20 protein-coding genes and 2 pseudogenes are annotated in these 21592 nt (G+C 69.7%); 12 read left to right on the forward strand and 10 right to left on the reverse strand.

The genetic code is table 11. The annotated features are described in order from the left end of the window. Positions 1–3: 3 nt before the first annotated feature. Complete coding sequence (locus tag AB0N89_RS03530; RefSeq protein WP_364199769.1) at positions 4–1458, reverse strand: HEAT repeat domain-containing protein; 1455 nt, start codon at positions 1456–1458, stop codon at positions 4–6. An 84-nt stretch (positions 1459–1542) separates the two neighbouring features. On the opposite strand from AB0N89_RS03530, the gene AB0N89_RS03535 reads away from it, so the two are divergent. Next, positions 1543–2712 (forward strand): glycosyltransferase, encoded by a 1170-nt coding sequence (locus tag AB0N89_RS03535; RefSeq protein ID WP_364199770.1) that lies wholly within the window; start codon positions 1543–1545, stop codon positions 2710–2712. 18 nt (positions 2713–2730) lie between these two features. Continuing rightward, positions 2731–3339 (forward strand): SMI1/KNR4 family protein, encoded by a 609-nt coding sequence (locus AB0N89_RS03540; RefSeq protein ID WP_364199771.1) that lies wholly within the window; start codon positions 2731–2733, stop codon positions 3337–3339. 30 nt (positions 3340–3369) lie between these two features. On the opposite strand, the gene AB0N89_RS03545 is transcribed toward AB0N89_RS03540, so the two are convergent. Both AB0N89_RS03545 and AB0N89_RS03550 read right to left on the reverse strand, forming a co-directional pair. Next, positions 3370–4335: a hypothetical protein gene (locus AB0N89_RS03545; protein ID WP_364199772.1), complete on the reverse strand. Its 966-nt coding sequence runs from the start codon at positions 4333–4335 to the stop codon at positions 3370–3372. An 87-nt stretch (positions 4336–4422) separates the two neighbouring features. Continuing rightward, positions 4423–4887 (reverse strand): MarR family winged helix-turn-helix transcriptional regulator, encoded by a 465-nt coding sequence (locus AB0N89_RS03550; protein ID WP_364199774.1) that lies wholly within the window; start codon positions 4885–4887, stop codon positions 4423–4425. 98 nt (positions 4888–4985) lie between these two features. On the opposite strand from AB0N89_RS03550, the gene AB0N89_RS03555 reads away from it, so the two are divergent. Next, the gene (locus AB0N89_RS03555; RefSeq protein WP_364199776.1) at positions 4986–5957 is read left to right on the forward strand and encodes a DUF5996 family protein; all 972 of its coding nucleotides are present in this window, start codon (positions 4986–4988) and stop codon (positions 5955–5957) included. Between the two features lie 69 nt (positions 5958–6026). Here the strand turns inward: AB0N89_RS03555 and AB0N89_RS03560 are convergent, their stop codons facing one another. Continuing rightward, positions 6027–6410: a VOC family protein gene (locus tag AB0N89_RS03560; protein ID WP_364199778.1), complete on the reverse strand. Its 384-nt coding sequence runs from the start codon at positions 6408–6410 to the stop codon at positions 6027–6029. A gap of 279 nt (positions 6411–6689) precedes the next feature. Between AB0N89_RS03560 and AB0N89_RS03565 the strand changes: the two genes are divergently transcribed. The 3 genes from AB0N89_RS03565 (at position 6690) to AB0N89_RS03575 (ending at position 8908) form a co-directional block, all read left to right on the forward strand. Then, positions 6690–7208, forward strand: coding sequence for an RNA polymerase sigma factor (locus tag AB0N89_RS03565; RefSeq protein ID WP_364199780.1), 519 nt, complete (start codon positions 6690–6692; stop codon positions 7206–7208). After that, the gene (locus AB0N89_RS03570) at positions 7201–8079 is read left to right on the forward strand and encodes a CU044_5270 family protein (RefSeq protein WP_364199782.1); all 879 of its coding nucleotides are present in this window, start codon (positions 7201–7203) and stop codon (positions 8077–8079) included. The genes AB0N89_RS03565 and AB0N89_RS03570 overlap by 8 nt, the downstream gene beginning before the upstream one ends. Before the next feature lie 184 nt (positions 8080–8263). Beyond that, the gene (locus AB0N89_RS03575; protein WP_364199784.1) at positions 8264–8908 is read left to right on the forward strand and encodes a lytic polysaccharide monooxygenase; all 645 of its coding nucleotides are present in this window, start codon (positions 8264–8266) and stop codon (positions 8906–8908) included. 153 nt (positions 8909–9061) lie between these two features. Here AB0N89_RS03575 and AB0N89_RS03580 read toward each other — a convergent pair whose 3' ends face one another. Next, a complete protein-coding gene (locus AB0N89_RS03580) occupies positions 9062–10210 on the reverse strand; it encodes an FAD-dependent monooxygenase (RefSeq protein ID WP_364199786.1) in 1149 nt (382 codons plus the stop codon). 146 nt (positions 10211–10356) lie between these two features. On the opposite strand from AB0N89_RS03580, the gene AB0N89_RS03585 reads away from it, so the two are divergent. Further along, the gene (locus tag AB0N89_RS03585) at positions 10357–10686 is read left to right on the forward strand and encodes a helix-turn-helix domain-containing protein (RefSeq protein WP_364199788.1); all 330 of its coding nucleotides are present in this window, start codon (positions 10357–10359) and stop codon (positions 10684–10686) included. 459 nt (positions 10687–11145) lie between these two features. After that, on the forward strand, positions 11146–14943 hold the full coding sequence (locus tag AB0N89_RS03590) for a Pls/PosA family non-ribosomal peptide synthetase (protein WP_364199790.1): 3798 nt from the start codon (positions 11146–11148) through the stop codon (positions 14941–14943). Between the two features lie 20 nt (positions 14944–14963). Here AB0N89_RS03590 and AB0N89_RS03595 read toward each other — a convergent pair. Next, a pseudogene (locus tag AB0N89_RS03595) lies at positions 14964–15179 on the reverse strand (helix-turn-helix transcriptional regulator); the annotation flags it as partial. A gap of 330 nt (positions 15180–15509) precedes the next feature. On the opposite strand from AB0N89_RS03595, the gene AB0N89_RS03600 reads away from it, so the two are divergent. Next, positions 15510–16313, forward strand: coding sequence for an SDR family oxidoreductase (locus tag AB0N89_RS03600; RefSeq protein ID WP_364199792.1), 804 nt, complete (start codon positions 15510–15512; stop codon positions 16311–16313). Between the two features lie 58 nt (positions 16314–16371). After that, positions 16372–17286: a helix-turn-helix transcriptional regulator gene (locus AB0N89_RS03605; protein WP_364199794.1), complete on the forward strand. Its 915-nt coding sequence runs from the start codon at positions 16372–16374 to the stop codon at positions 17284–17286. On the opposite strand, the gene AB0N89_RS03610 is transcribed toward AB0N89_RS03605, so the two are convergent. The 3 genes and pseudogenes from AB0N89_RS03610 to AB0N89_RS03620 form a co-directional block, all read right to left on the reverse strand. After that, entirely contained in the window at positions 17280–17888 is a 609-nt protein-coding gene (locus AB0N89_RS03610) for a hypothetical protein (RefSeq protein ID WP_364199796.1), read from the reverse strand. The two genes, AB0N89_RS03605 and AB0N89_RS03610, sit on opposite strands and share 7 nt — an antisense overlap. A 102-nt stretch (positions 17889–17990) precedes the next feature. After that, positions 17991–18254 (reverse strand): tetratricopeptide repeat protein, encoded by a 264-nt coding sequence (locus AB0N89_RS03615; protein ID WP_364199798.1) that lies wholly within the window; start codon positions 18252–18254, stop codon positions 17991–17993. Next, a pseudogene (locus AB0N89_RS03620) lies at positions 18227–18376 on the reverse strand (hypothetical protein); the annotation flags it as partial. The pseudogene AB0N89_RS03620 and the gene AB0N89_RS03615, both read right to left, overlap by 28 nt. Before the next feature lie 108 nt (positions 18377–18484). Between AB0N89_RS03620 and AB0N89_RS03625 the strand changes: the two are divergent. Further along, the gene (locus AB0N89_RS03625) at positions 18485–18694 is read left to right on the forward strand and encodes a hypothetical protein (RefSeq protein ID WP_364199800.1); all 210 of its coding nucleotides are present in this window, start codon (positions 18485–18487) and stop codon (positions 18692–18694) included. A gap of 219 nt (positions 18695–18913) precedes the next feature. Here AB0N89_RS03625 and AB0N89_RS03630 read toward each other — a convergent pair whose 3' ends face one another. Next, a complete protein-coding gene (locus tag AB0N89_RS03630; RefSeq protein WP_364199802.1) occupies positions 18914–19576 on the reverse strand; it encodes a fasciclin domain-containing protein in 663 nt (220 codons plus the stop codon). 259 nt (positions 19577–19835) lie between these two features. On the opposite strand from AB0N89_RS03630, the gene AB0N89_RS03635 reads away from it, so the two are divergent. Then, positions 19836–21590, forward strand: a complete 1755-nt coding sequence (locus AB0N89_RS03635) for a cytochrome c biogenesis protein DipZ (protein ID WP_364199804.1) — start codon at positions 19836–19838, stop codon at positions 21588–21590. Positions 21591–21592 lie beyond the last annotated feature (2 nt).

Consider the following 21592-nt stretch of genomic DNA (forward strand, 5'->3'; position numbering starts at 1 on the left):
GATCTACGTCGTGGGTTTCGCGTGCGACGCTCGAAGTGCCGCGGCGGCGGCCGACCGGACGGCCGGATGCGAGTCGGCCAAGGCCTCGGCGAGGAGGGCGCGCAGACCGGCGGGAGCGGTTCGGCCCAGCGCGGTCGCGGCGTTGGCCCGCACGCGGGGCCTGGGATCGCGCAGGGCCTCGGTCAGCAGCGGGAGCGTCTCCCCGTGCGTGATCCGCCCGAGCGCCGCGGCGGCGCGAGACCGGACCAGCTCGTCCTCGTCCTTGAGCGCGGTGGTCAGCAGCCAGAGGTAGGCCGGGTCGGCACGGTGGCCGATGATCCAGACGACGACGCGGCGGACGAGGGGGTCGGGATCGCGGCCGGGCAGAGGGTGCCGCGTGCCGATGCGGGCGAGGATCCGCCCGGCGAGCTTGCGGACGCGCCGCTCGGTGGTGGTCACCAGCACCTGCGACACGGTGCGCGCGACCGAGTCGTCGGCCAGGCGCACCAGGCCGGTGAGGGCGGTGTGCACATGGCGGCCGTCGCAGGCTGCGGCCAACCGGCCGAGAGCCCGGTGGTCGCCGTGCTTGGCCAGCACCCGGAAGGCCCGTGCCCGGACGACGGGGTCGACGTCGTCGGTGGCCTTGAGGGCGGCGGGCGTCACCAACGGCCCGCCGATCCGGTTCAGGGCCAGCAGCGCGCCCTCGCGGACCTCGGGCGAACCGTGGTCGAGCAGCGGCACGATCGCCGGCCCCGCCTCCGGCGCTTCGAGCTTGCCCAGTGCTTCCATCACGGGCAGCGCCTGAACGCCGCCGGACTCGCGCAAGACGTCGACGAGCGGGCCGGTCGCCTCGGCGACGCGCAGGTTGCCGAGCACTTCCGCGGCCGCGAAGCGACCCGGGCGGCGGTGGCGGAGATGCTCGATCAGCATCGGAGCGACTCGAAGGTCGCCGGCCCGGCTCAGTGCGCGGATGATGTCGTGTGCCGCGCCGTGGTGGACGTGCCCCAGTGCGCCGGCCAGGACGTCCAGCCGTCTCGGGTCGCCGGCTTCGGCGATGCGCTGGGCGGCGCCGCGTTCGACCCAGATCCGATCGCGCCCCCCGGCGTTCAGCAATGTCACCAGCAGGTCGAACACCGTGTCCGAGGACTGCGGGGTGAGGCCCTCCAGCGCGGCCTGGACGACGTTGACGGCGGGGTCGGACAGGGCCCGCACGAGGATCGGCTGATGGGCGGGATCGCGGCCGGAACCGAGGGCTCTGACCGCGATGGCGCGGACCATGTCGTTCGGATGAGCCGCCAGTGTGGTCAGCCAGGCAGGCCCGGCCGGGTCGGACACGACCGCGTGGATGTGCTGATCGAGCGCTTCACGCGCCTCGACGCGCGCCGCCGGCCAGCCTTCCGGCTCGATCGGTTCGAGGTCGACCAGCCGGGCGATCAACGCGTCCCCGATGGCGGTGACCGAATCCCGATGTTCCCGCATGACGTCCAGTCTGCTCGGCCGCACAACCGAGATTCTCCCGCGGGATGCGCCGAGTCCGCGCAGGTCAGGCAGTAACCTTCGGCGATGCGTCTGTTCTTCTCCGCCGGAGCGGGTTACAGCCACATCGCCCCCTTGCTGCCGTTGGCCGTGGCGGCACGGGATCGCGGGCACGACGTCGTGTTCGCGACCGGGTCGGGCGCGGTCAAGCAGGTACGGGCGTCCGGCCTGCCGTCGATCGGCGTGGACGGACAGGGCGATGAAGCGGCCGCCCGTCAGGCCTGGGGCAGGTATTCGCCCGACGAACTCTCCCTGATGTCGCCGGACGAAAAGCTGGCGTACGTGGTCACCGTGATGGCCGAGACCGGGGCCGGGCCGAGGGTGGACGGGATGCTGGCTTCGATCCGTGCGCACCGGCCCGATCTGGTGGTCGCGGGTGCCGCCGAGTTCGCCGCGCCCGCCGCGGCGGCGATCGCCGGGGTGCCGTACGTGGTGCACGGCATCGGACCGCCGAAACCCGCCGCGATCATGGCAGGCGGCTGGCGCGCGCTCGATCCGATCGTGCGGAGCTTCGGCCTCGACCGGTTCCCCGGGCACGAAACTGTTCCGTATCTGGACATCTGGCCGGAAGTGTTGCGACCACGGGGAATCACCTGGGATCACCCGGTCCGCCTGCCGATCCGCCCGGAAGGAATCCTTCCCTCACCGGGAAACCGGCCGCCTGTCTTCGACGGACTGCGGCACGGCAAGACCGTCTACGTCACGGCGGGGACCTCGCACAACACCCGGCCCGGGGTGCTGGAGACCATGATCTCCGCGGTGCGCGGCGAGGGCGTCAACGTCATCGCGACAATCGGGCTCGACGGCGACCGGGAGCGGTTCGGCTCACAGCCCGCCGAGGTGCGGATCGAGAACTTCCTTCCACAGCAACGAATACTCCCCCATGTCGACGCCGTAGTCTGTCACGCGGGCTCGGGCACCGTACTGGGTTCGCTCGCACACGGCGTGCCGCTGGTGGTCTCGCCGCTGGCCACCGACCAGTTCGACATGGCCGCCCAGGTCGCCGGCGCGGGAGCCGGTGTGCTCGCCTGCCCTGGCTCCCCCACCCGGAGCGGGATCCGCGACGCCGTCCGCACGGTGCTCGCCGATCCCGCCTATCGCGATTCCGCCGTGTCCCTCGCCGCGCGACTGGCGGCGATGCCGGACCCCGCCTCGGTCCTGGACCAGCTGGCGCGATACGCGAACCACCCCGGCTGACCCGCTATGTTTCCGGACATGAAGGCAGCGGACTGGGACGAGATCCGGGATCGGACGGTCGCGTTGTACGCGCGACCCGGGTTCGGTGGCGGTCGCCTCCCGGAGGTCTTGGACGAGAGCCAGGTGCGCCAGGCCGAAGCGCACCTCGGTATCGAGTTCCCCGAGGACTACCGCCAGTACCTGCTGCGGGTCAGCGCGGGCGGCCAGGTCCGGACACTGCGATCCGAGGGTTCGTGCTGGGATTGGGAAGGCGCCCGGTACAAGGACCACGACACGCTTCATGTCCCCTTTCCCGCCCCCGACAGCACTCCGGTGACGGAAGAGGCGCTCGACGACGAGTGGGTCCCCGGGGCCGTCTTTCTTCGGGACGACGGTTGCGGCTACCACACGCTGCTCGTGGTCAGCGGGCCCATGCGGGGAACCATGTGGTTCGACGGCCGCGCGGCGTCCGATCGCCTGCACCCGTTGCCCAACGACGAGCGTCGAGCCGCGACGTTCGCGGAGTGGTATCTGGACTGGCTCACCCACGAGGAAGCGCTGACGACTCCCGAACAGCGCCGCGCCGCCTTCCGACGCTGGGAAACGGGCGTGGACAAGCCGATCTGGTATCGCTGGTTCGACGCGTGAAGCCGACAACCGACCGAGACCGCGTTCTCGTCAAGCCATGTCGGCCAGGAGCCGTGCGAGGCTGCCCAGCGGGAGCGCCGTTCCGTCCCGCCGGGTGATCGACTCGGCCAGCCGCTGGATTTCCGCCGCCCTGCCCGCGCCGAGTTCCTGCCCGGGGTTGGCGGCGGCGTCGAGCCGGGCGAGGCGGACCGCGCGGCGCAGCCGCACGAGCTGCGCGGGATCACCGGTGCGTGCCGCGCTCTCCACCGCGGCGTAGACGTCGGGGTCGAGCAGCAACGCGGTGTCCGCCGTGACAGCCGGATCGTTCTCCTGCCGTCCGCGTTCCCCGTTCTCCCACAAGGCACCGAGCGCGCGCTGCCGCCGTCGTACCGTCTCCCGCCGCCGCTCCAGCGGACTCGCCTGCTCACCGCGGCCGTGTCGCCGGTCCTGCCCGGCACCGCCCGGCGAAACCTGCGACGGCTTGCGACGCTCCGTGTTTCCGTAGACGAGCCGCATGCGCTCCGCCCAGGCCTGGAAGGTCGTTCCCTCGACCGGCGGGTCCGGCACGGTGGCGGGAAGACGGGTGTTGTCGCGCGGGTCGTCCCGTCCGTCGGGATCGGCCGGGATCCAGGCGTTCAGCCGCCGGGCGAGATAGACCTTCAACGGTCCGACCGTCGGGGTGTCGCGATCGACGAACCACGGTGACTGCCAGGTCCCGTCCGGGCCGCTGTCCAGCATCCGCGTGATCGCGTCGTTGCACCAGCCCGCCCGGTACAGCGGGGTGAACAGCGCGATCAGCTCCCGCGCCTGATCCCGGGGCCAGCGGGCGTGCCCGATCAGTGTCAGGACCGCGGCGGTGATCTGCCGGTCGGTGCCCGGGATGACCTTGCCCGGCCACGACCGGATCTGTCCCGCCCATCCCGCCCCACGGCCGTCGGCACTGTCGCGCCCGGCGGCCCGCAGCTCGGCGGCGATGATGCCCGGTACCGGGTCGGCTTCGGCGGCTGGCTGACTCATCGCGGTGACACACGTCTTCCTGGCAGGCGAGCAAGGTCCCCTGATAGTGCCACCATCGTCACGACGAGCGGGAAGCCGGATCGCCCGTCATCCGTCGTCGTCGGGGAGCCGGTCGAGAACCCGTGCGAGCGCGGGTCCGATGACGTCGAGCTCGGCGTCGGTGAGCGCGCCGATGAAGTACCGCCGGACGGCGGCGACGTGCGCGGGAGCGGCGGCGACGATGGCCGTCCGGCCCGTGTCGGTGAGCCGGACCATCGACCCGCGCGCGTCCTCGCCGCATTCCTCGCGGACGACGAGGCCGCGCTTCTCCATCCGGATGACCTGGTGGGAGATGCGGCTGCGCTCCCAGCTGACCGTCCGGCCGAGGTCACGCGCCCGCAGCACCCCGTCCGGAGCCTCCGACAGCGGCACCAACAAGGTGTACTCCGCGGCGGACAGCCCCGCGTCCTGGACCAGCTGACGCTCCAGTACCGCGGTGAGCCGCGGCAGCACGCCGATCATCCCGCGCCAGGCGAGCGCCTCCCGCTTGTCGAGCCAGCGCTCATCACTCATGGGCGGAGCCTACCAGTTATGTTGACGCGTCAACATAACTCGCGTACTTGTGGATGCGTCAACAAAATCTCGATCCGCGCGATACAAGGCGATATGCCATGAGCGCCAGGAAGACCGGCCTCGCGACATCGACTTGGCCCAGCCTGCGGGTATCGGACTGGACCCCCACCCGCGAGACCCTGCACATGTGGACCCAGATCGTGGGCAAGATCCGCATGGCCCACTCCCCCCTGCTCAATCATTGGTGGCAGGTGACGCTGTACGTCAGCCCACGCGGGCTGACGACGACGGCGATCCCGTACCGCACGGGCGCCTTCGAGATCGAGTTCGACTTCGTCGGGCACCGGCTCGAGGTCCGCAGCAGCACCGGCGGCACACGGAACCTCCCGCTCCGGCCGATGCCGGTCGCCGAGTTCTACGCCCGGCTCCTGGACATGCTCGGCCAGCTCGGGATCGAGACACGGATCCGGCCGCACCCCAACGAAGTCGAGCCCGCGATCCCGTTCGCCGAGGACCACACCCACGCCTCCTACGACGGCGAAGCGGCCAATCTGTTCTGGCGGCAACTGCTGCAGGCGAACCGGGTGATCGGCGAGTTCCGATCCCACTTCGTCGGCAAGGTGAGTCCCGTGCACTTCTTCTGGGGAGCCATGGATCTCGCCTGCACCCGCTTCTCCGGGCGGACGGCGCCGCCGCACCCCGGCGGAGCGCCCAACTGCGGGGACTGGGTCATGGTCGAGGGCTACTCCCGGGAATTGTCCAGCTGCGGGTTCTGGCCCGGCGGTGGTGAGGAAGGTGCCTTCTACTCCTACGCCTACCCAGCGCCCGAAGGGTTCGCCGAGCAGCCGATCGGTCCCGAAGGCGCGTACTACAGCACCGAGTTCCAGCAATTCCTGCTGCCCTACGAGGTGGCCCGCGCCGCACCCGATCCCGACCGCGCCGTCGCCGAATTCCTCCGCACCACCTACGAGGCCGCCGCGAACCTCGGGAACTGGGACCGCTCCGCGTTGGAAGACGACCCCCTCCGATGGCACGGAAACCTCGCGACTCAAGGAAAAGGCGACGCCTGAGCCTCATCCGCCCGGACAAGGGCGGCAGAAACCTCGGGGGCGGTCCGGCGCGGACCGCCCCCGAGGGTGTTACCTGGCCGCTCGTTCGGCCGCGCTGCGCTCCACGCAGAACTCGTTGCCTTCCGGATCCGTCAGCGTGACCCAGCCGGTGCCGTCCGGCCGCCGGTGGTCCTCGAAGACCTTCGCGCCCGCACCGATCAGCCTGTCGACCTCTTCGTCGCGGGTGCGATCCCGAGGTTGCAGATCGAGGTGTACGCGGTTCTTCACCGCCTTGCCCTCTGGCACCCGGATGAACAGCATCGTCGGATGTCCCTCGGCGATCAGCGACACCTCGGGGTCGCCGGGTTCGTCTTCGGCACGCATCGGGCGGCCGACCGCGACCGACCAGAATCGTGCCAGCTCGTACGGATCACCAGTCGTATCGAAGGTGATGTTGTGAATACTCGCGACCATCGCACTCTCCGGATTGGATGAATGCGCCTCGAGGTCTCGGCAGGTCAGCGGTGCCGGCGACGAGGCGCGGGGATCTCGTGTGTGAACATCTCGACCGCACCTCCTCTCGCCAAGGGCTGACCAGGCGATCATCGCATCCTCCGACCGGACCGGGCAACGACCTTCCCGATCTCAGTGCGAGATGAGCGGAAAAACCGGGAAGAAACCACGGCCCCGCGGGCAAGTACCCGGTGTGAAGCAGTCGTCTCGCGAAAGGAAGTTCATGGTAAGGGCAGTCACATGAGGGCGGCGCCCGCGCTGGGCACAGAGGATTTCGTCGAAGTGCACGATCGCTGCTTCGCGGCCGTTTACCGCTATGTCGCGAGCCGGCTCGGCATCCAGGCGGCCGAAGATGTCACCGCCGAGACGTTCCTCGTGGCCTTCGACCGCCGTGAGGCTTTCGACGCCACCCGCGGTGAAGTGCGTTCTTGGCTGTTCGGGATCGCGACGAACCTGATCTCCAGGCATCGACGGCAGGAAGCACGGCACCTGCGGGCGGTCCAGCGACTCGAAGCCCGTCCGGTCGAAGGGCACGAAAGCCGGGTCGTCTCGTCGCTGCCGTCCCCTCGGCTCGCGAAAGCGCTGGCACGGCTGACCAGAGGAGAGCGCGATGTCCTGCTGCTGGTCGCCTTGGCCGAACTCGACTACGTAGAGGTCGCCGAGGCGCTCGGCGTCCCCACCGGCACGGTCGGTTCCCGGCTGAGCCGCGCCCGCAAGAAGCTCGCTCCCATTCTGGCTCAGGAGGCTCTCGATGGATGATCTGCAGACGTTGCGGACGGCCCTGGCGGTCGCCGACCCCACCCCGGACGTCGTGGACCGCAGCCGGCACCGGTTGCGGAACCGAATGATCGGTACGCAGCCTCCGCGGCGGCGTTTTCGCCCGCTGACGATCGCGGCGGGGCTCGCCGCGGCGGCAGCCGTGGCGGTCGTGGTGGCCGCCACCCTTCCCGATCCCGGAGAGCGACCGGAATCTCCGCAGGCCGCCGCCCCGGTCGTCACCGGCCAGCAGGTCTTGCTGGCGGCGGCCACCGTGGTCGCCGGGGCGCCCGCAACCACCGGCGAGTACTGGCACGTGGGCACCAAGACGGAGGAGATCCAGTACGACTACTGGACCTCGAAGGATGGACGAAGCTGGTTCCGCGGCGAGAAGACCGGCGGGCGCGTCGAGCGACTTCACGTCGAGTCCCCGTTCAATCTGGGTTTCGCGGCGGTGACGCTGGAGCAGATCCTGGCGCTGCCCGCGGATCCGGAAGCGCTGCGGAGCTGGATCGCCGACGCGAACCTGCGCAGCGGCGCCCGGACGAGCGCGGGCGAGCCGACCGCGGCCGACCGTGACGAGCAGGTCCTGCTGGGGCTCGTTTCGCTGGTTTCCTCGGCCCCCGCTTCACCGCCGGTCCGAGCGGCCGCGTTCCGGGCCATCGCGACCTACCCGGGGGTGACCGCGCTCGGCGCGGTGCCGGGCGGACAGGGCGTGCTGTTGCCGGGCGACCTGCGGCTCGTTGTCGATCCGGCGACCGGGCGGGTGAACCGGACCTCGGTCTTCGTGTCGAACGACGGTGCCCTCCATAGCACTCCGCACCCGCAGGGAGCCGCCATCAGCGCGGAGTGGACCGATTCCCTGCCGCGGTAGTGCTCAGGGCCGGTGGCCGCGCGCGGCCACCGGCCCGTTTCCCCACTTACTGGCAGCCGGCCGCGTCCCGCTACCCGGGACACCGAGGCGAGCGGAGGACGCGCACGACTTTCGGGCCTACACGCCGGTGCGCCCGGACACCTACCGTGAGGTGGTCTAGACCTCTCATGAGAGGAACCTTACGATGAAATTTTCCCGTTCTGCCGTAAAAGTCGCGATCCTGACCGTCGTGCTCGGCACGGTCTCGGTGTTCACCGCCGTCCCCGCCCTCGCGCACGGCTCGATGGGCACCCCGATCAGCCGGATCATGCGCTGTTTCCAGGAGGGCCCGGAGAATCCGAAGTCCGCCGCGTGCAAGGCGGCCATCGCGGTGGGCGACAGCTGGCCGATCTACGACTGGGACGAGGTCAACATCGGCGACGCCAGCGGCCACAGCCGCGAGATCATCCCGGACGGCAAGCTGTGCAGCGCCGGCCGGAGCAAGTACAAGGGGCTCGACCTGGCCCGCAACGACTGGCCCGCGACCACGATGCCGGGCAGCGGCCCGTTCACCTTCAAGTATCAGCTGACCGCCGCGCACCCGGGCACCTTCGAGCTGTACGTCACCAAGCCGAGCTACGACCCGACGAAACCGCTCAAGTGGTCCGACCTGGAAAGCACCCCGTTCTACAAGCAGGACAACCCGCCGATCGCCGGGAACGCCTACCAGCTCAAGGCGAACCTGCCCGGCGGGCGCACCGGCAGGCACCTGATCTACTCGATCTGGCAGCGCCACTGGCCCGACTCCGGTGAGGCCTTCTACTCCTGCTCGGACGTGATCTTCACCTGATCTCCACGGCCGAAAGGGATCCCGCGAACGGCCGCTCCCGTCGCCGCGGTGGCGCACCTTGGTGCTCCGCCCCGCCGCGGGAGCGGCCGATCACCCGATCAGGCTTCGCCGAGCAGATCGGTGACCCGTCGACATCTCCCGCGCTGCACCCACTCAGACCCGGCTGTTTTGCTTGGCGGGCAAGGTGTTTCGAGTACGGGCGGCGAGGCCGACGGCTCGGACGGCGACGTTGCGCAGCGCCAGCCCGTGCCGCGTTCGCGGAACGAGCAGTGAGGCGACGAGGCCGACGCGCCGGTGCCTCGGGTCCACCTGCCGCCGGTGTTTCGCTTCGTAGGCCTGAAAAGCTCGCGCGTGGTCACCGGGATGCGCCGCGAGCGCTTCGGCCAGTGCGTGCGCGCCGGCCATCGCCATGCTCGACCCGTCGCCGAGCAGGGCCACCGTGGACGCCGCGTCGCCGAGCAGGACCACGCGGCCGTGCGACCATTTGTCCATCCGCACGTTGGCGAGCGGATCGAAGAAGGGCGCGGGGTGGTCCTGGTACGCCTCGACCAGTTCGGGGCTTCGCCAGCCGATCCCCGCGTACGCCTCGGCCACCATGCGCTTGTGGAGCGCGGTGTCGTGGCGGTCGTAACCGGGCACCCGCCCTCCACGGAAGGTGAACATCGCGAGCGGTTTCCCCCGGGACGGGTGGATGGTGAGCATCCGGCCGGGCGCGGTCAGCATCACGGCCGCCTCCGGGTCATCGAGCGCGGCGGGCTCCACCGGCACTGTCGCGCCGTACATGCCCAGGCCGGTCGTGAACCGCTCCGCCGGCCCGAAGACCAGGCGGCGTACCGGGGAATGGATGCCGTCCGCGCCGACGAGCAGGTCGAAACGGCGCGGCGGTGACCGGCGGAAGGTGACCTCGACCCCCGATCGGTCCTGCCGGAGGCCGGTGATCGTGTCGTCGAAGAGGAACTCCGCGTCGTCGCGCGCCGCCTGGTGGAGCGTCGCGGACAGGTCGGATCGGGTCACTTCGACCGACCGCGGGGAGGTCGTCGGGACCCGGAGGAGCTGCCGCCCGTCCGGGCCGAGGAGCGAGAGGGCGCCCGAGGCGGTGGCGACCTCGCGCAAGCGCGTGAGGATGCCCATGCCCCTGGCGACCGTCAGCGCCGGTTCCTTGACGACGACGGCGCTGCCGCCGGATCTCAGTTCTTTGGCCTGCTCGACGACCGTCGGCCGGTACCCGTGCCGGGCCAGCCAGTAGGCGAGAGCGGGGCCGGCGATACCGGCGCCGTGGATCAGGACGCGGTAAGGCGTCATGGCCACAACCTTTCCGAGGAGGGAAGCGACGAGCACCGTGGGGCCGGCGCGATGGCCACGCGCCCCTCAGGTACGAAGTTCGTCGTACCTTCAGTCAAACACGGCCCTGAGGTACGATGCAAGACGTACCTGAAAGAGGTGAGGCGATGACCGGGCCGGGTCCGGCCGGAGACGATGCCGGGAACACCGATCTGGGCACGGTGTTCCGCGCGCTCACCGACGAGCATCGCCGCACCGTGATCGCGGAACTGGCGGCGGACGGGAGCGACCGCGAGCGCACCTGCAACTCGTTCGACCTCCCGGTGTCCAAGCAGACGCAGACACACCATTTCCGGGTCTTGCGCGAGGCCGGACTCATCCACGAGATCAATTACGGGAACCGGAAGGGAATCCGGTTGCGCCGGACGGAAATCGACCGCCGGCTCCCCGGCCTGCTCGACCTGCTGATCGCGGAGCGCCGCGACACCGGAAGTTAGCGAGCCGCGAACTCCCCAGACAAGCCGGAAGAGTTCGTCGCGAAATCGCGTGAGCAGCCCGCGAAACCACATTCACCGGACATCGGCGTCCGATTTGTCGCGCTCGTTCGCCCTTTAGTGCCCTGCGTCACAGTTCCGCGATTTTCGACACCTTTTCCAGGATTCGACATGAACACGAAGAAGCCTGCTTCGACGCGATCCATGCTGGTCAAAGCGGTTGCCTTGACCTCGCAGAATTCACCACAAAGAGTGAACGATGTTCGATTCCCGTGAAGCGAATAGAACCATTTTCAAGAAGTGGTAAATGATGATCGTTGTCGCATTTACCGACTACTCCGTTACCCGCAAAGAAAAAGTTGAGATTGTGGCGGCCGCCGAAAGTTCCGTGCCAATCTGGCGATGGGCGCCGAGTTCGGTCACGGGCGCCGCCGGTCCGTTTCGGGAATTCAGGAGTAATTCATGACACTTTCGACGGTCGACGTCCGGCCGGTCCCGTCCTCACGGTTGTCGGGTGGGCCTTCGGCGCCCCCGCGCACCCTGATGGACATCTTCGCCGACACCGTCACGGCCCATCCGGACTCACCCGCGCTCGACGACGGCGTCGGGCTCCTGGCCTATCGCGAACTCGCCGACCGGGTGGACGATCTCGCGCGCCGGTTGCGTGCCAACGGTGTCGGCCCGGGTGACAAAGTCGGCTTGTCGGTGCCGTCGGGGACGAACGACCTTTACGTCGGGGTGCTCGGGGTGCTCGCCGCGGGGGCGGCCTACGTCCCGGTCGACGCCGACGAGCCGCCCGACCGGGCCGAGGTGGTGTTCGCCGAGGCAGCTGTGTGCGCGGTCGTCCGGACCGGTCTCGCCGTGCAGGCCCGTGCGCCCGGAGGCGGCGCTTCTTCGAGAGCGCCGGAACCGGGCGACGACGCCTGGGTCATCTTCACGTCGGGTTCCACCGGTACCCCGAAAGGCGTCGCGGTCACCCATCGCTCGGCCGCCGCGTTCGTCGACGCCGAATCCGGGCTCTTCCTGCGTGATCGTCCACTCGGGCCGGGTGACCGGGTGCTGGCCGGGCTGTCGGTCGGATTCGACGCGTCGTGCGAAGAGATGTGGCTCGCGTGGCGGCACGGCGCGTGCCTGGTGCCGTCGCCGCGCGAGGTGGTGCGGTCCGGGCCCGACCTGGGCCCGTGGCTCGCCGAACGCCGCATCACCGTCGTGTCCACCGTGCCGAGCCTGGCCGCGTTGTGGGAGCCGTGCGCGCTGGCCGACGTCCGGCTGCTGATCTTCGGCGGCGAGGCGTGCCCTGCCGAGCTGGTCGAACGGTTCGACGACGGGCGGCGCGAGGTGTGGAACACCTACGGCCCGACAGAGGCGACCGTGGTCAGCACCGCCACGCGGTTGAGCGCGGGTGAACCGGTCCGGATCGGGCTTCCGCTCGCGGGCTGGGAGGTCGCGGTGGTCGACGGGGACGGGGATCCTGTCGCGCCAGGGGAAGTCGGCGAACTGGTGATCGGCGGTGCCGGGCTGGCCCGCTACCTCGACCCCGCCAAAGACGCGAAGGCGTACGCGGCGCTGGCGGGCCTCGGCTGGGATCGCGCCTACCGCAGCGGCGATCTGGTCCGCGCGGAGCCGTCGGGGCTCGTGTTCGTCGGCCGCGCCGACGGCCAGGTCAAGATCGGCGGCCGTCGTATCGAGCTCGGCGAGGTCGAAGCCGCGCTGCTCGCACTGCCGGGGGTGGCCGCCGCTGCCGCGACGGTGCACCACGGCACGGTGCTCGCCGGGTACCTGCGGCTTGAACGTCCCGATCAGACCTTCGACGCGGACGACGCCCGCGCCCGGCTGGCCCGGCGTTTGCCGCACGGTCTCCTGCCCGTGCTGGCCACGCTCCCCGAGTTGCCGTTGACCCCGGCGGGGAAGGTCGACCGGCAGGCCTTGCCGTGGCCCCTGCCCGCCGAACCGGAGCACGACGAAGATCCGGACGCGGACCGTGCCTGGATCGCGGGACGGTGGAGCGAACTGCTCGGCGTCCGGCCGGGGCCCGATTCGGACTTCTTCGCTCTGGGAGGCACCAGCCTCGCCGCCGCCCGGCTGGTCTCCGAGCTGCGCACGCGGTTCCCGCAAGCGGCGATCGGGGACGTCTACCGGTACCCGACCCTCGCCGCGCTGTCCGCTCGGCTATCCACTGTGGACGACACGGAAGCACCGGACATCGCGGAGGAGGATCCGGTCACCCCCGCTCACCCGTTGCCGCGGCGGGCCGTGCTCGCCCGGACGGCGGTGTTCGGGATGTCCACCTGGGTCACCGGCGCCCGCTGGCTGCTGGCCATCTTGTTCAGCACCGCCGTGTTCGACGTGCTCTTCGGCGGCCCGGTCGTGCCGGCGGCCCACTGGCTGCTGCTGGCGGCGGGATTCGTGCTGCTGGTTTCGACACCGGGACGGGTCGGGCTCGCCGTGGCGGGCGCGCGAGTGCTCACCGCGGGCCTGCGCCCGGGGAAGTACCGCAAGGGCGGACGGACGCACCTGCGGCTGTGGACGGCGGAGCGGGTGGTCGCGCTCGCGGGCGTCGGCGGGCTGCCGGGTACCGCGTGGAACGTCTGGTACGCGAGGCTGCTCGGCAACCGGGTCGAGGCGGGCACCGACCTGCACGCGCTGCCGCCCGTCACCGGTCTCGGCGCCTTCGGGGCGGGCTGCGCCGTCGAACCCGGTGCCGACCTCGCGGGCTGGTGCGTCGACGGCGCGGTGGTCCGGATCGGGCGGATCGAGGTGGGGCCCGGCGCGACCGTCGGTGGACGGGCGACCCTGTTGCCGGGAGCCCGAGTCGGTGCGGGCGCGGTGATCGAACCGGGTACCCGCGTCGCCGCGAGCGTTCCGGCCGCGCCGTCGGTGCCGAGTCCCGCGCGACGTTCGCGAGGATGGGCCGCGGTCTACACCGCGACGCCGCTGCTCACCGGACTCGTCATGCTCGCCGGCGTGCTGCCGTCCGCGATCACCTTCGCGTGGCTCGACACCTCGGGCGCGGCCGCGCTCTGGCTGGTCCCGGTGCTCGGCCCGGTGACGCTCGTGCTCGTCGCGGCGTCGACGGCGGGGATGGCCAGACTCGCGGGCCGCTGGGTGCGACCGGGCGTCCATCCCGTGCACAGCAGGGCCGCGTGGGCTGCCTGGCTGACCGAACACCTCGCGTCGACGGCGCGAGGGAGCCTGTTCCCGCTGTACGCGAGCCTGGCCACGCCAGGCTGGCTCCGGCTGCTCGGCGCGAAGATCGGCCGCGGCACCGAAGCGTCCACTGTGTCCGGTGTGCCGCGGCTGATGTCCGCCGGTCGCGGCGGTTTCCTCGCCGACGACTGCCTCGTCGCCCCCTACCGGCTGGGGGCAGGACACCTCCGGTGCGAGGTCGCGACGGTGGGAGACCGGGCGTTCGTCGGCAATTCCGCCGAGGTCGCCCCCGGACACGCCGTGCCGTCGGGATCGCTGATCGGAGTCCTGTCGCAGGCGCCGGCGCTGGCCGAAGAAGGCACGTCCTGGCTCGGCCGCCCCGCCCTGCGCATCCCCCGGCAGCCGGAGACGGCCGACGGCGCGCGGACGACCGCGCCATCCCGCCTGCTCGTCCTCGCGCGTGCCACGGTCGAGCTGACGCGCCTGGTACCGGTGGCCTTCGCCGCGTGCCTCGCCTACGTCGTCTTCGCCGTACTCGCCTGGATCGACGCCCGTGACGGCCTGGAGTGGGCGGTCGCGTCGTCCGGTCCGGTCCTCTTCGCGGTGGGTCTTGCCGCTGCCTGCCTCGCGGTCGCGGCGAAGTGGCTGATCCAGGGCCGGGTGCGGCCGGGCAGGCATCCGTTGTGGAGCGGGTTCGTGTGGCGCAACGAGCTCGTGGCGGTGTACCACGAAGAACTCGCGATGCGCTGGCTCGGTGCCGGGGTCGTCGGTACCCCCTTGCACACGGTGTTGTTACGGGCCTACGGCGCGAAGATCGGACGCGGTGTGGTGTGCGAGACGAAATGGCTGCCCGAACCGGACCTCGTGACGATCGGGGACGGCGCGGTCGTCGAACGGGGATGCGTGGTGCAGACGCACCTGTTCCAGGACCGGGTGCTGCAGCTGGGTCCCGTGACGATCGGCGCGGGAGCCACGCTCGGCCCGCACGCGATCACCCTGTTCGACACGACCGTCGGCACCGGCAGCACGATCGGCGCGAACTCGCTGGTGATGCGCGGCGAGCACCTCCCCGCCGGACGGCGGTTCCTCGGGAATCCGATCGCGCCCGTGTGACCGCGTGAGCGGGGTCGTCCTCACGCCGGGTGGATGAGGCGGCTCTCGTAGGCGGAGATCACGGCCTGGATCCGGTCGCGGAGTTCGAGTTTCTGCAGGATCCGCCCCAGGTGCGACTTCACGGTCGCCTCCGCGAGGTGCAGGGTGGCCGCGATCTCCGAGTTGGACAGGCCGGCGCCCACTTGAAGGAGCACCTCGTGCTCACGGGCGCTGAGCCTGCTCAGCCGCTCGTCGCGTTCGGTACCGCCGTCGGGGATGTTCACCTTCGGCTACAAGAACACCCAGGGGCCGGTGAGTTCACACAACCTGCTCGGCGTGTACGTGAACGCTCCCACCCGCATCAGTGGCACCTTCGGTTCCCCGAACGTCACGGATTTCGAGAACTCGGACAAGGTGTTCACCGGGATCCCGTCGCTGCCGGCGGGATCCCGGGCTGCCCGCTCTCTTCAGCTGCCGAACGTGGTTCTCCCAGTACCTGTGTCGCCAGGGTCTCCCAGACGTCCAAGACGCCTGCCAATCTGTTCGAGAGGCGCACCTTCTTCCGCAACAGAAAGAAACGAAGACCGATGGCGGACAATCGATTCACCACTCACGCGGATCTTTTCGATCTGAGTGGGAAGCACGCACTCGTCACTGGCGGCACCAGGGGCATCGGGATGATGATCGCGCGCGGCCTTCTTCAGGCGGGCGCCCGCGTCACCATCAGCTCACGCGAGGCGGAAACCTGCGCGGAGGCACAGCGTCTGCTGTCGGAATTCGGCGACGTTCGCGCATTCCCCGCCGACCTGTCCAGGTACGACGAGTGTCAGCGTCTCGCCGATCTGGTCAAGGCCGATTCGGAACGCCTGGACATCCTCGTCAACAACGCGGGAGCGATGTGGCGCGAGCCGCTGGAGACGTTCCCTGCCGAAGCCTGGGACGCGGTGATCGATCTCAACCTCAAGTCTCCGTTCTGGCTGGTGCAGGCGCTGCTGCCCGCGCTGCGCAGGGCGGGCACCGCCGATGATCCCGCGCGGATCATCAACATCGGCAGTATCGCCGCCATCCACGTCGCCGAGGCGCCCAACTACTCGTACGCCGGCAGCAAGGCGGCGCTCCATCAGCTCACCAGGGTGCTTGCCAGGGAACTGGGCCCGCAGCACGTCACGGTGAACGCGGTGGCCCCGGGAGTGTTCCCGTCGCGGATGATGGCTGCCACGATCGACGCCATCGGCGACACGATCGCGGCGAAGGCCCCTCTTCGCAGGCTCGGCCGCGACGACGACATGGCAGGTGTCGCCGTCTTCCTCGCCGGCCGGGCCGGGTCCTACCTGACGGGCGCCATCGTCCCGGTCGACGGCGGGACCGCCACGACCGCGTCGGGCACCTAGAAGCCGGGGGTACCGGCAGAACCTCCCTTCGCCCGCGGAGAGGGATTACCGTGACGGGGTGGCCACGATCGAACTGCGCACCGAGATCAAGGAATTCCTCAGTTCGCGTCGCGCACGGATCACGCCCGAGCGGGCCGGACTGCCCGCCTATGGCGGCAACCGCCGGGTCAAAGGTCTGCGCCGCGAAGAGGTGGCTCTCCTGGCAGGAGTCTCGGTCGACTATTACGTGCGTATGGAGCGCGGCAGCCTCACCGGCGCCTCCGACGGGGTGCTCGACGCGCTGGCCTCTGCCTTGCACCTCGACGAGGCCGAGCGCGATCACCTGTTCCACCTCGCGCGGCAATCGAGGGTGCCCGGCGGTTCCCGCCGCCGGCGACCCGCCGCGACGGTGCGCCCGGCGCTTCAGCAGGTGCTCGACGCCATCACCGAGGCGCCGGCGTGGATCTGCGACGGCCGTTATGACGTGCTGGCCACGAATCACCTTGCCCGCGCGCTGTATTCACCGGTGCTGGCCGACACGCGACGGCCGGCGAACACCGCGCGGTTCGTGTACCTGGATCCCGAGGCGGCGAGAGCGTTCTTCGTCGACTACGACCGAATCGCCCGCGACGTGGCCGCGAAGCTACGCATGGAGGCCGGCCGCAATCCGCACGACGAAAAGCTGATCGCCCTGGTCGGCGAGTTGTCGACACGCAGTGAGCTGTTTCGGCGGCGATGGGCGTCTCAGGACGTTCAGCTCCACCGGTCGGGACACAAGCGTGTGCGCCATCCGGCGGTGGGCCGGCTCGACCTGGACGTCGAGTCGATGGAGATGCCCGCCGAACCCGGCCTGCTCCTGAACGTCTACACCGCGCCGGCCGGCACGGCGACCGCGGACGGTCTGGCCCTCTTGACGGCGTGGGCGGCCGACCAGGAGAAGCCGGCGTCCGTTCGAGGAGATCGGTCACACGCCGGCATCGCAGACTGTCAGTAGGTCCACTCCCAGCCGCCGCCGGCGTTGCCGAACCCGCCGGGGATCAGCGCGAGCACGCCACTCTTGGCCGTGACCTGAAGCTCCATCTGCCCGCTGTACTTACTGTTGGACGCCCAGGTCGTCGGAAGCGACTTCAACGAACTGCCCTTGCACATGCCGAACTCGACAGGTGTCGTGACACCGTCAGGAGTGACGGTCTGGAAGGAGAACGGATTGATCGTCGCGCCGAGCTGGATCGCGTCTTCCGGGGAGAGCTGGTTGGTGGCGACACGGACGTCGAGCACGAGCGTGTGCTTCCCCGCGTCCGCCTTCATGTAGGGGTCGCACTTCGGGTTCACCGCGATCTTGTCGATCGAGAACGTCACCGACTGCGTCTTGCCGTCCCGACCGGTGAAGCCGGCTGCCTCACCGAGCTTCTTCGGGATCCGGCCCTGCGCGTTCGATCCGGCGGGCGCGCCATCGGCAGGCGCCGCGGCGGCCGAGCCCTGCACAGCCGGAAGGCTGGCGGCGTCCGGGGCGGCCGGGGTGCTCCGCGTCCCGCAGGCGGACAACAGCGTGACCGCCGCAACGGCAGCGACGAGAGCGAATCGAGAGGTGCGCACTGTAGAGCTCCTTGAATCGGGTGCTTGGAAAGGTCGCGCAAGTCGCACTGGGTGTTACATCGGGCGGAGAGATGTCAGCCCGATCGGAAGGCGCTCGACGAACTACTTCCCGCGGGCGCGGCGGAGCCTGGCGCGCACGGCCTCGGTGTCGGGATGGCCGCGCCCCAGTATCCGCTTGTAAGCGGCGAGCGTGGCTTTGTACAGAGGGATCGCTTGCCGGAGGTTTCCCGCGGACTCGTAGGCGCCGGCGAGGTTGTAGCGGGACGACCGGGTGTGCGGATGGCAGGGCCGAGCACTCGTTCGCGGGCGACGAGAGTGGCCTCGTGCAATGGGATCGCCCGCCCGAGGTTCCCCGCCGACTCCCACGCGCCGGCGAGATTGTTGCGGGAGGTCAGGGTGTCCGGGTGATCCCGGGCCCAGCGCCCGCTCGCAGGCGGTGAGGCACCGGTCCAGTACCCCTGGCAGCCGACACCGATCGGCGCAATCACCTAGTGCAGTCGAAAGTCTTCGTGGCGAAGTGATCCTGGACCCATACGGCCGCATCACGTTGGGCCGCCTCCGAGCCGCTGGAGACCTACCTCGCGAAGACCACCGCCGTGCCCGACGGCGACTGCGCACCGCTCACCGCCGTCGATCTGCTGACGTTCATCTACGCCATCTCCCAGGCCTGGCACCTGACCCCCACCGGCCTGCTCAAGGCGGACGGCTCCGACCCCGGCGACCCGGCGAGGATCGCCGCGCACCGGGAATCCGTCGTCGCCGCCGTCACCCGCATCCTCGGTCCATCCACTGTGGACGGCGAGTGATTCCTTCGCTCCCTGGCGAATTCCGCCGACGGGTGCCGGCCGCCGCCGTGGCCATGGAGTGAACCAGCGACGACGGCGGCCGGCGGAACGCTGCCGAATCAGCGTTCCCTCGCGTCAAGGCCGCCTGCTCCCGGACGCAAGACATGGTCAGGACGTCCTCATGAGGGGTGTCCCTCTCCGTCGAGAAGGACACCCCTCATGTCCGATGTGGACCCGCGGTTACGCGGCCGGGGGCATCAGGACGGAGTCGATGAGGTACACGGTGGCGTTCGCGGTGTGCACGCCACCGCAGATCACGTTGGCGTCGTTGACCTTCAGCGCGTCCTTGGTGCCGGTGACCTTGACGACACCCTTCTCGACCGAGGTCTGGTCGCCGACGATCTTGTCGGGCGCGATCTGGCCCGGGACCACGTGGTAGGTCAGGATCTTCTTCAGCAGCGCGTCGTCGGTCTTGAGCTTCTCGATGGTGGCGGCGTCGATCTTCGCGAACGCGTCGTCGACCGGCGCGAAGACGGTGAACTCGCTGCCGTTGAGCGTGGAGACCAGGTCCACCTTGGGGTTGAGCTTCCCGGAGACCGCGGACACGAGGGTCTTGAGCAGCGGGTTGTTGCTCGCCGCGACCGCGACCGGGTCGGCCGACATGCCAGCGACGGAACCAGGGCCGCTGGGCACCTTTTCCGCGTAGCCGGCGCAACCGGGACCGACGAGGTCCTTGGCCGGGTCGGCCATCGCGCTGGAGGACGGCATCGCGGCCGAAGAGGACGGCGCCGGGGTGCTGCCCGCGTTGTTGCTCGATCCGGTGTCGTTGCCACATGCCGCGCCCATGAGGGCGAAGGCGGCGAGACCGGCTGCAAGGGTGACGCGGCGAGTACTGCGCTTCATGACTGGTAACTCCTATTAGCTGAGGGAATCGGCCCACAGGGCTGGATGCGCCTCGACGCTTCCGAGGCGGCGAACACCATGGTTTCGACGCCTCCGCCGGGCCGGATGGGCGGGTTCGATCATCGAGACCGTTCCGTTACCTGACGCACACGATCGTGGACCCTCGGTCATTCGTGGCACGGCGAAGAGCAATCCGCAGAGGGCCACGCGACGAATGCCTCGTGTCACTCACACCACTCGATCCGCCCCGGGGGCAATCGTGCTCACACTCGCGTTGATCGGCCTGGTCGGCGGATTGGTCACCGGCATCTCGCCGTGCATCCTGCCGGTGCTGCCGGTCATTTTCCTGTCCGGCGGCGTGCAGAACACGAAGCCGACCGTCCACAAAGAACAGAGCGGCGGTGTCGCCACGGCGGAAGCCCCTGCCGAGACGAAGGTCCCGCGTTCGCGTCCCTACCTGATCATTCTGGGGCTGGTCGTCAGCTTCACTCTGGTGACCCTGTTCGGTTCGCTGCTGCTGTCGATTCTCGGTCTGCCCCAGGACGTCCTCCGCTGGGCGGGGCTGATCGTCCTGGCCCTGATCGGGATCGGGCTCATCGTCCCGAAATTCGAGCACCTGCTGGAGAAGCCGTTCAGCTGGATCCCGCAACGCCGTCCCGACGCCAACCGCGGCGGCTTCGCCCTCGGTCTCGGGCTGGGCGCGGTCTACGTGCCGTGCGCGGGCCCGGTGCTCGCCGCGATCACCGTTGCCGGGTCGACCGGGCAGATCGGCCTCGACACCGTCGTGCTCACCGCCACCTTCGCCATCGGCGCCGCGCTCCCGCTGCTGATCTTCGCCCTCGCCGGGCGCCGGGTCGCCGAGCGGGTGAAGGCCTTCCGCAAGCGTCAGCGCGGTATCCGGATCACCGCGGGCATCGTGATGATCGCCCTCGCGATCGGTCTCGTGTTCAACCTGCCGCAACTGCTGCAGCGTGCCGTGCCCGACTACACCAGCGGCCTGCAGAACGACATCAACAACTCCGAGCAGGTCAAGAAGGCACTCAACCTCGGCGGCCTGGAGAACGACCAGAACAAGGACCTCGACCTCTGCACCGACGGCGCGAAGGACCTCGAAAGCTGCGGGAAAGCCCCCGACATCAAAGACATCCAGCAGTGGTTCAACACACCCGGCGGCGCCCCGGTCGACCTGGCACAGCTACGCGGCAAAGTGGTCCTGCTCGACTTCTGGGCCTACTCCTGCATCAACTGCCAGCGCTCGATCCCGCACGTCACCGCCTGGGACAAGGCCTACCGCGACGCCGGCCTCCAAGTGATCGGCGTCCACTCCCCCGAGTACGCCTTCGAAAAGGAACCCGGAAACGTCAAGGCGGCAGCGGACAAGTTCGGCATCGGCTACCCGGTCGCGCTCGACAACAACCTGTCGACCTGGACCAACTACCGCAACCGATTCTGGCCCGCGCACTACCTCATCGACGCCGAAGGCACCGTCCGGCACATCAAATTCGGCGAAGGCGACTATCAGACCACCGAAAAGCTCATCCGCGAACTGCTGACCAAGGCGAACCCGAACGCGCAACTCCCCGCGGCCACCGGCACCGCCGACGACACCCCGGACACCGCCGCGATCACCCGCGAGACCTACCTCGGCTCCACCAAACGCGTCAACTTCGCCGGAACCGAGGACTACACCGCGGGCACCAAGACCTTCACCTACCCCGCCACCCAGGCACCGGACACCTTCGTCCTCCAGGGCGACTGGACCCTCACCAGCCAGAACATCACCCCCGCCGGCACCAGCGGCAAGATCTTGCTCAACTACCGCGCCAAAGAAGTCCGGATGGTCCTGGCGGGCAACGGCACCGTCACCTACACCGCCCAAGGCCGGACCAAGACCATCCAGGTCACCGGCACACCGAACTCCTACCAGCTTCTGTCCACACAGGACATCGAAGCGGGCGCTCTCGACGTCACCGTCGGTTCGGGCGTGCAGGCGTTCTCCTTCACCTTCGGCTGAGC

Origin of the sequence: Amycolatopsis sp. NPDC089917 (assembly GCF_040684635.1) — a bacterium.
Lineage (GTDB): Bacteria > Actinomycetota > Actinomycetes > Mycobacteriales > Pseudonocardiaceae > Amycolatopsis.

Bases quoted from the DNA above. Each gene is read 5' to 3' on its own strand.
- AB0N89_RS03530 (WP_364199769.1), bottom strand. From the start codon at position 1,458: ATGCGGGAACATCGGGATTCGGTCACCGCCATCGGGGACGCGTTGATC.
- AB0N89_RS03535 (WP_364199770.1), top strand. From the start codon at position 1,543: ATGCGTCTGTTCTTCTCCGCCGGAGCGGGTTACAGCCACATCGCCCCC.
- AB0N89_RS03540 (WP_364199771.1), top strand. From the start codon at position 2,731: ATGAAGGCAGCGGACTGGGACGAGATCCGGGATCGGACGGTCGCGTTG.
- AB0N89_RS03545 (WP_364199772.1), bottom strand. From the start codon at position 4,335: ATGAGTCAGCCAGCCGCCGAAGCCGACCCGGTACCGGGCATCATCGCC.
- AB0N89_RS03550 (WP_364199774.1), bottom strand. From the start codon at position 4,887: ATGAGTGATGAGCGCTGGCTCGACAAGCGGGAGGCGCTCGCCTGGCGC.
- AB0N89_RS03555 (WP_364199776.1), top strand. From the start codon at position 4,986: ATGAGCGCCAGGAAGACCGGCCTCGCGACATCGACTTGGCCCAGCCTG.
- AB0N89_RS03560 (WP_364199778.1), bottom strand. From the start codon at position 6,410: ATGGTCGCGAGTATTCACAACATCACCTTCGATACGACTGGTGATCCG.
- AB0N89_RS03565 (WP_364199780.1), top strand. From the start codon at position 6,690: ATGAGGGCGGCGCCCGCGCTGGGCACAGAGGATTTCGTCGAAGTGCAC.
- AB0N89_RS03570 (WP_364199782.1), top strand. From the start codon at position 7,201: ATGGATGATCTGCAGACGTTGCGGACGGCCCTGGCGGTCGCCGACCCC.
- AB0N89_RS03575 (WP_364199784.1), top strand. From the start codon at position 8,264: ATGAAATTTTCCCGTTCTGCCGTAAAAGTCGCGATCCTGACCGTCGTG.
- AB0N89_RS03580 (WP_364199786.1), bottom strand. From the start codon at position 10,210: ATGACGCCTTACCGCGTCCTGATCCACGGCGCCGGTATCGCCGGCCCC.
- AB0N89_RS03585 (WP_364199788.1), top strand. From the start codon at position 10,357: ATGACCGGGCCGGGTCCGGCCGGAGACGATGCCGGGAACACCGATCTG.
- AB0N89_RS03590 (WP_364199790.1), top strand. From the start codon at position 11,146: ATGACACTTTCGACGGTCGACGTCCGGCCGGTCCCGTCCTCACGGTTG.
- AB0N89_RS03600 (WP_364199792.1), top strand. From the start codon at position 15,510: ATGGCGGACAATCGATTCACCACTCACGCGGATCTTTTCGATCTGAGT.
- AB0N89_RS03630 (WP_364199802.1), bottom strand. From the start codon at position 19,576: ATGAAGCGCAGTACTCGCCGCGTCACCCTTGCAGCCGGTCTCGCCGCC.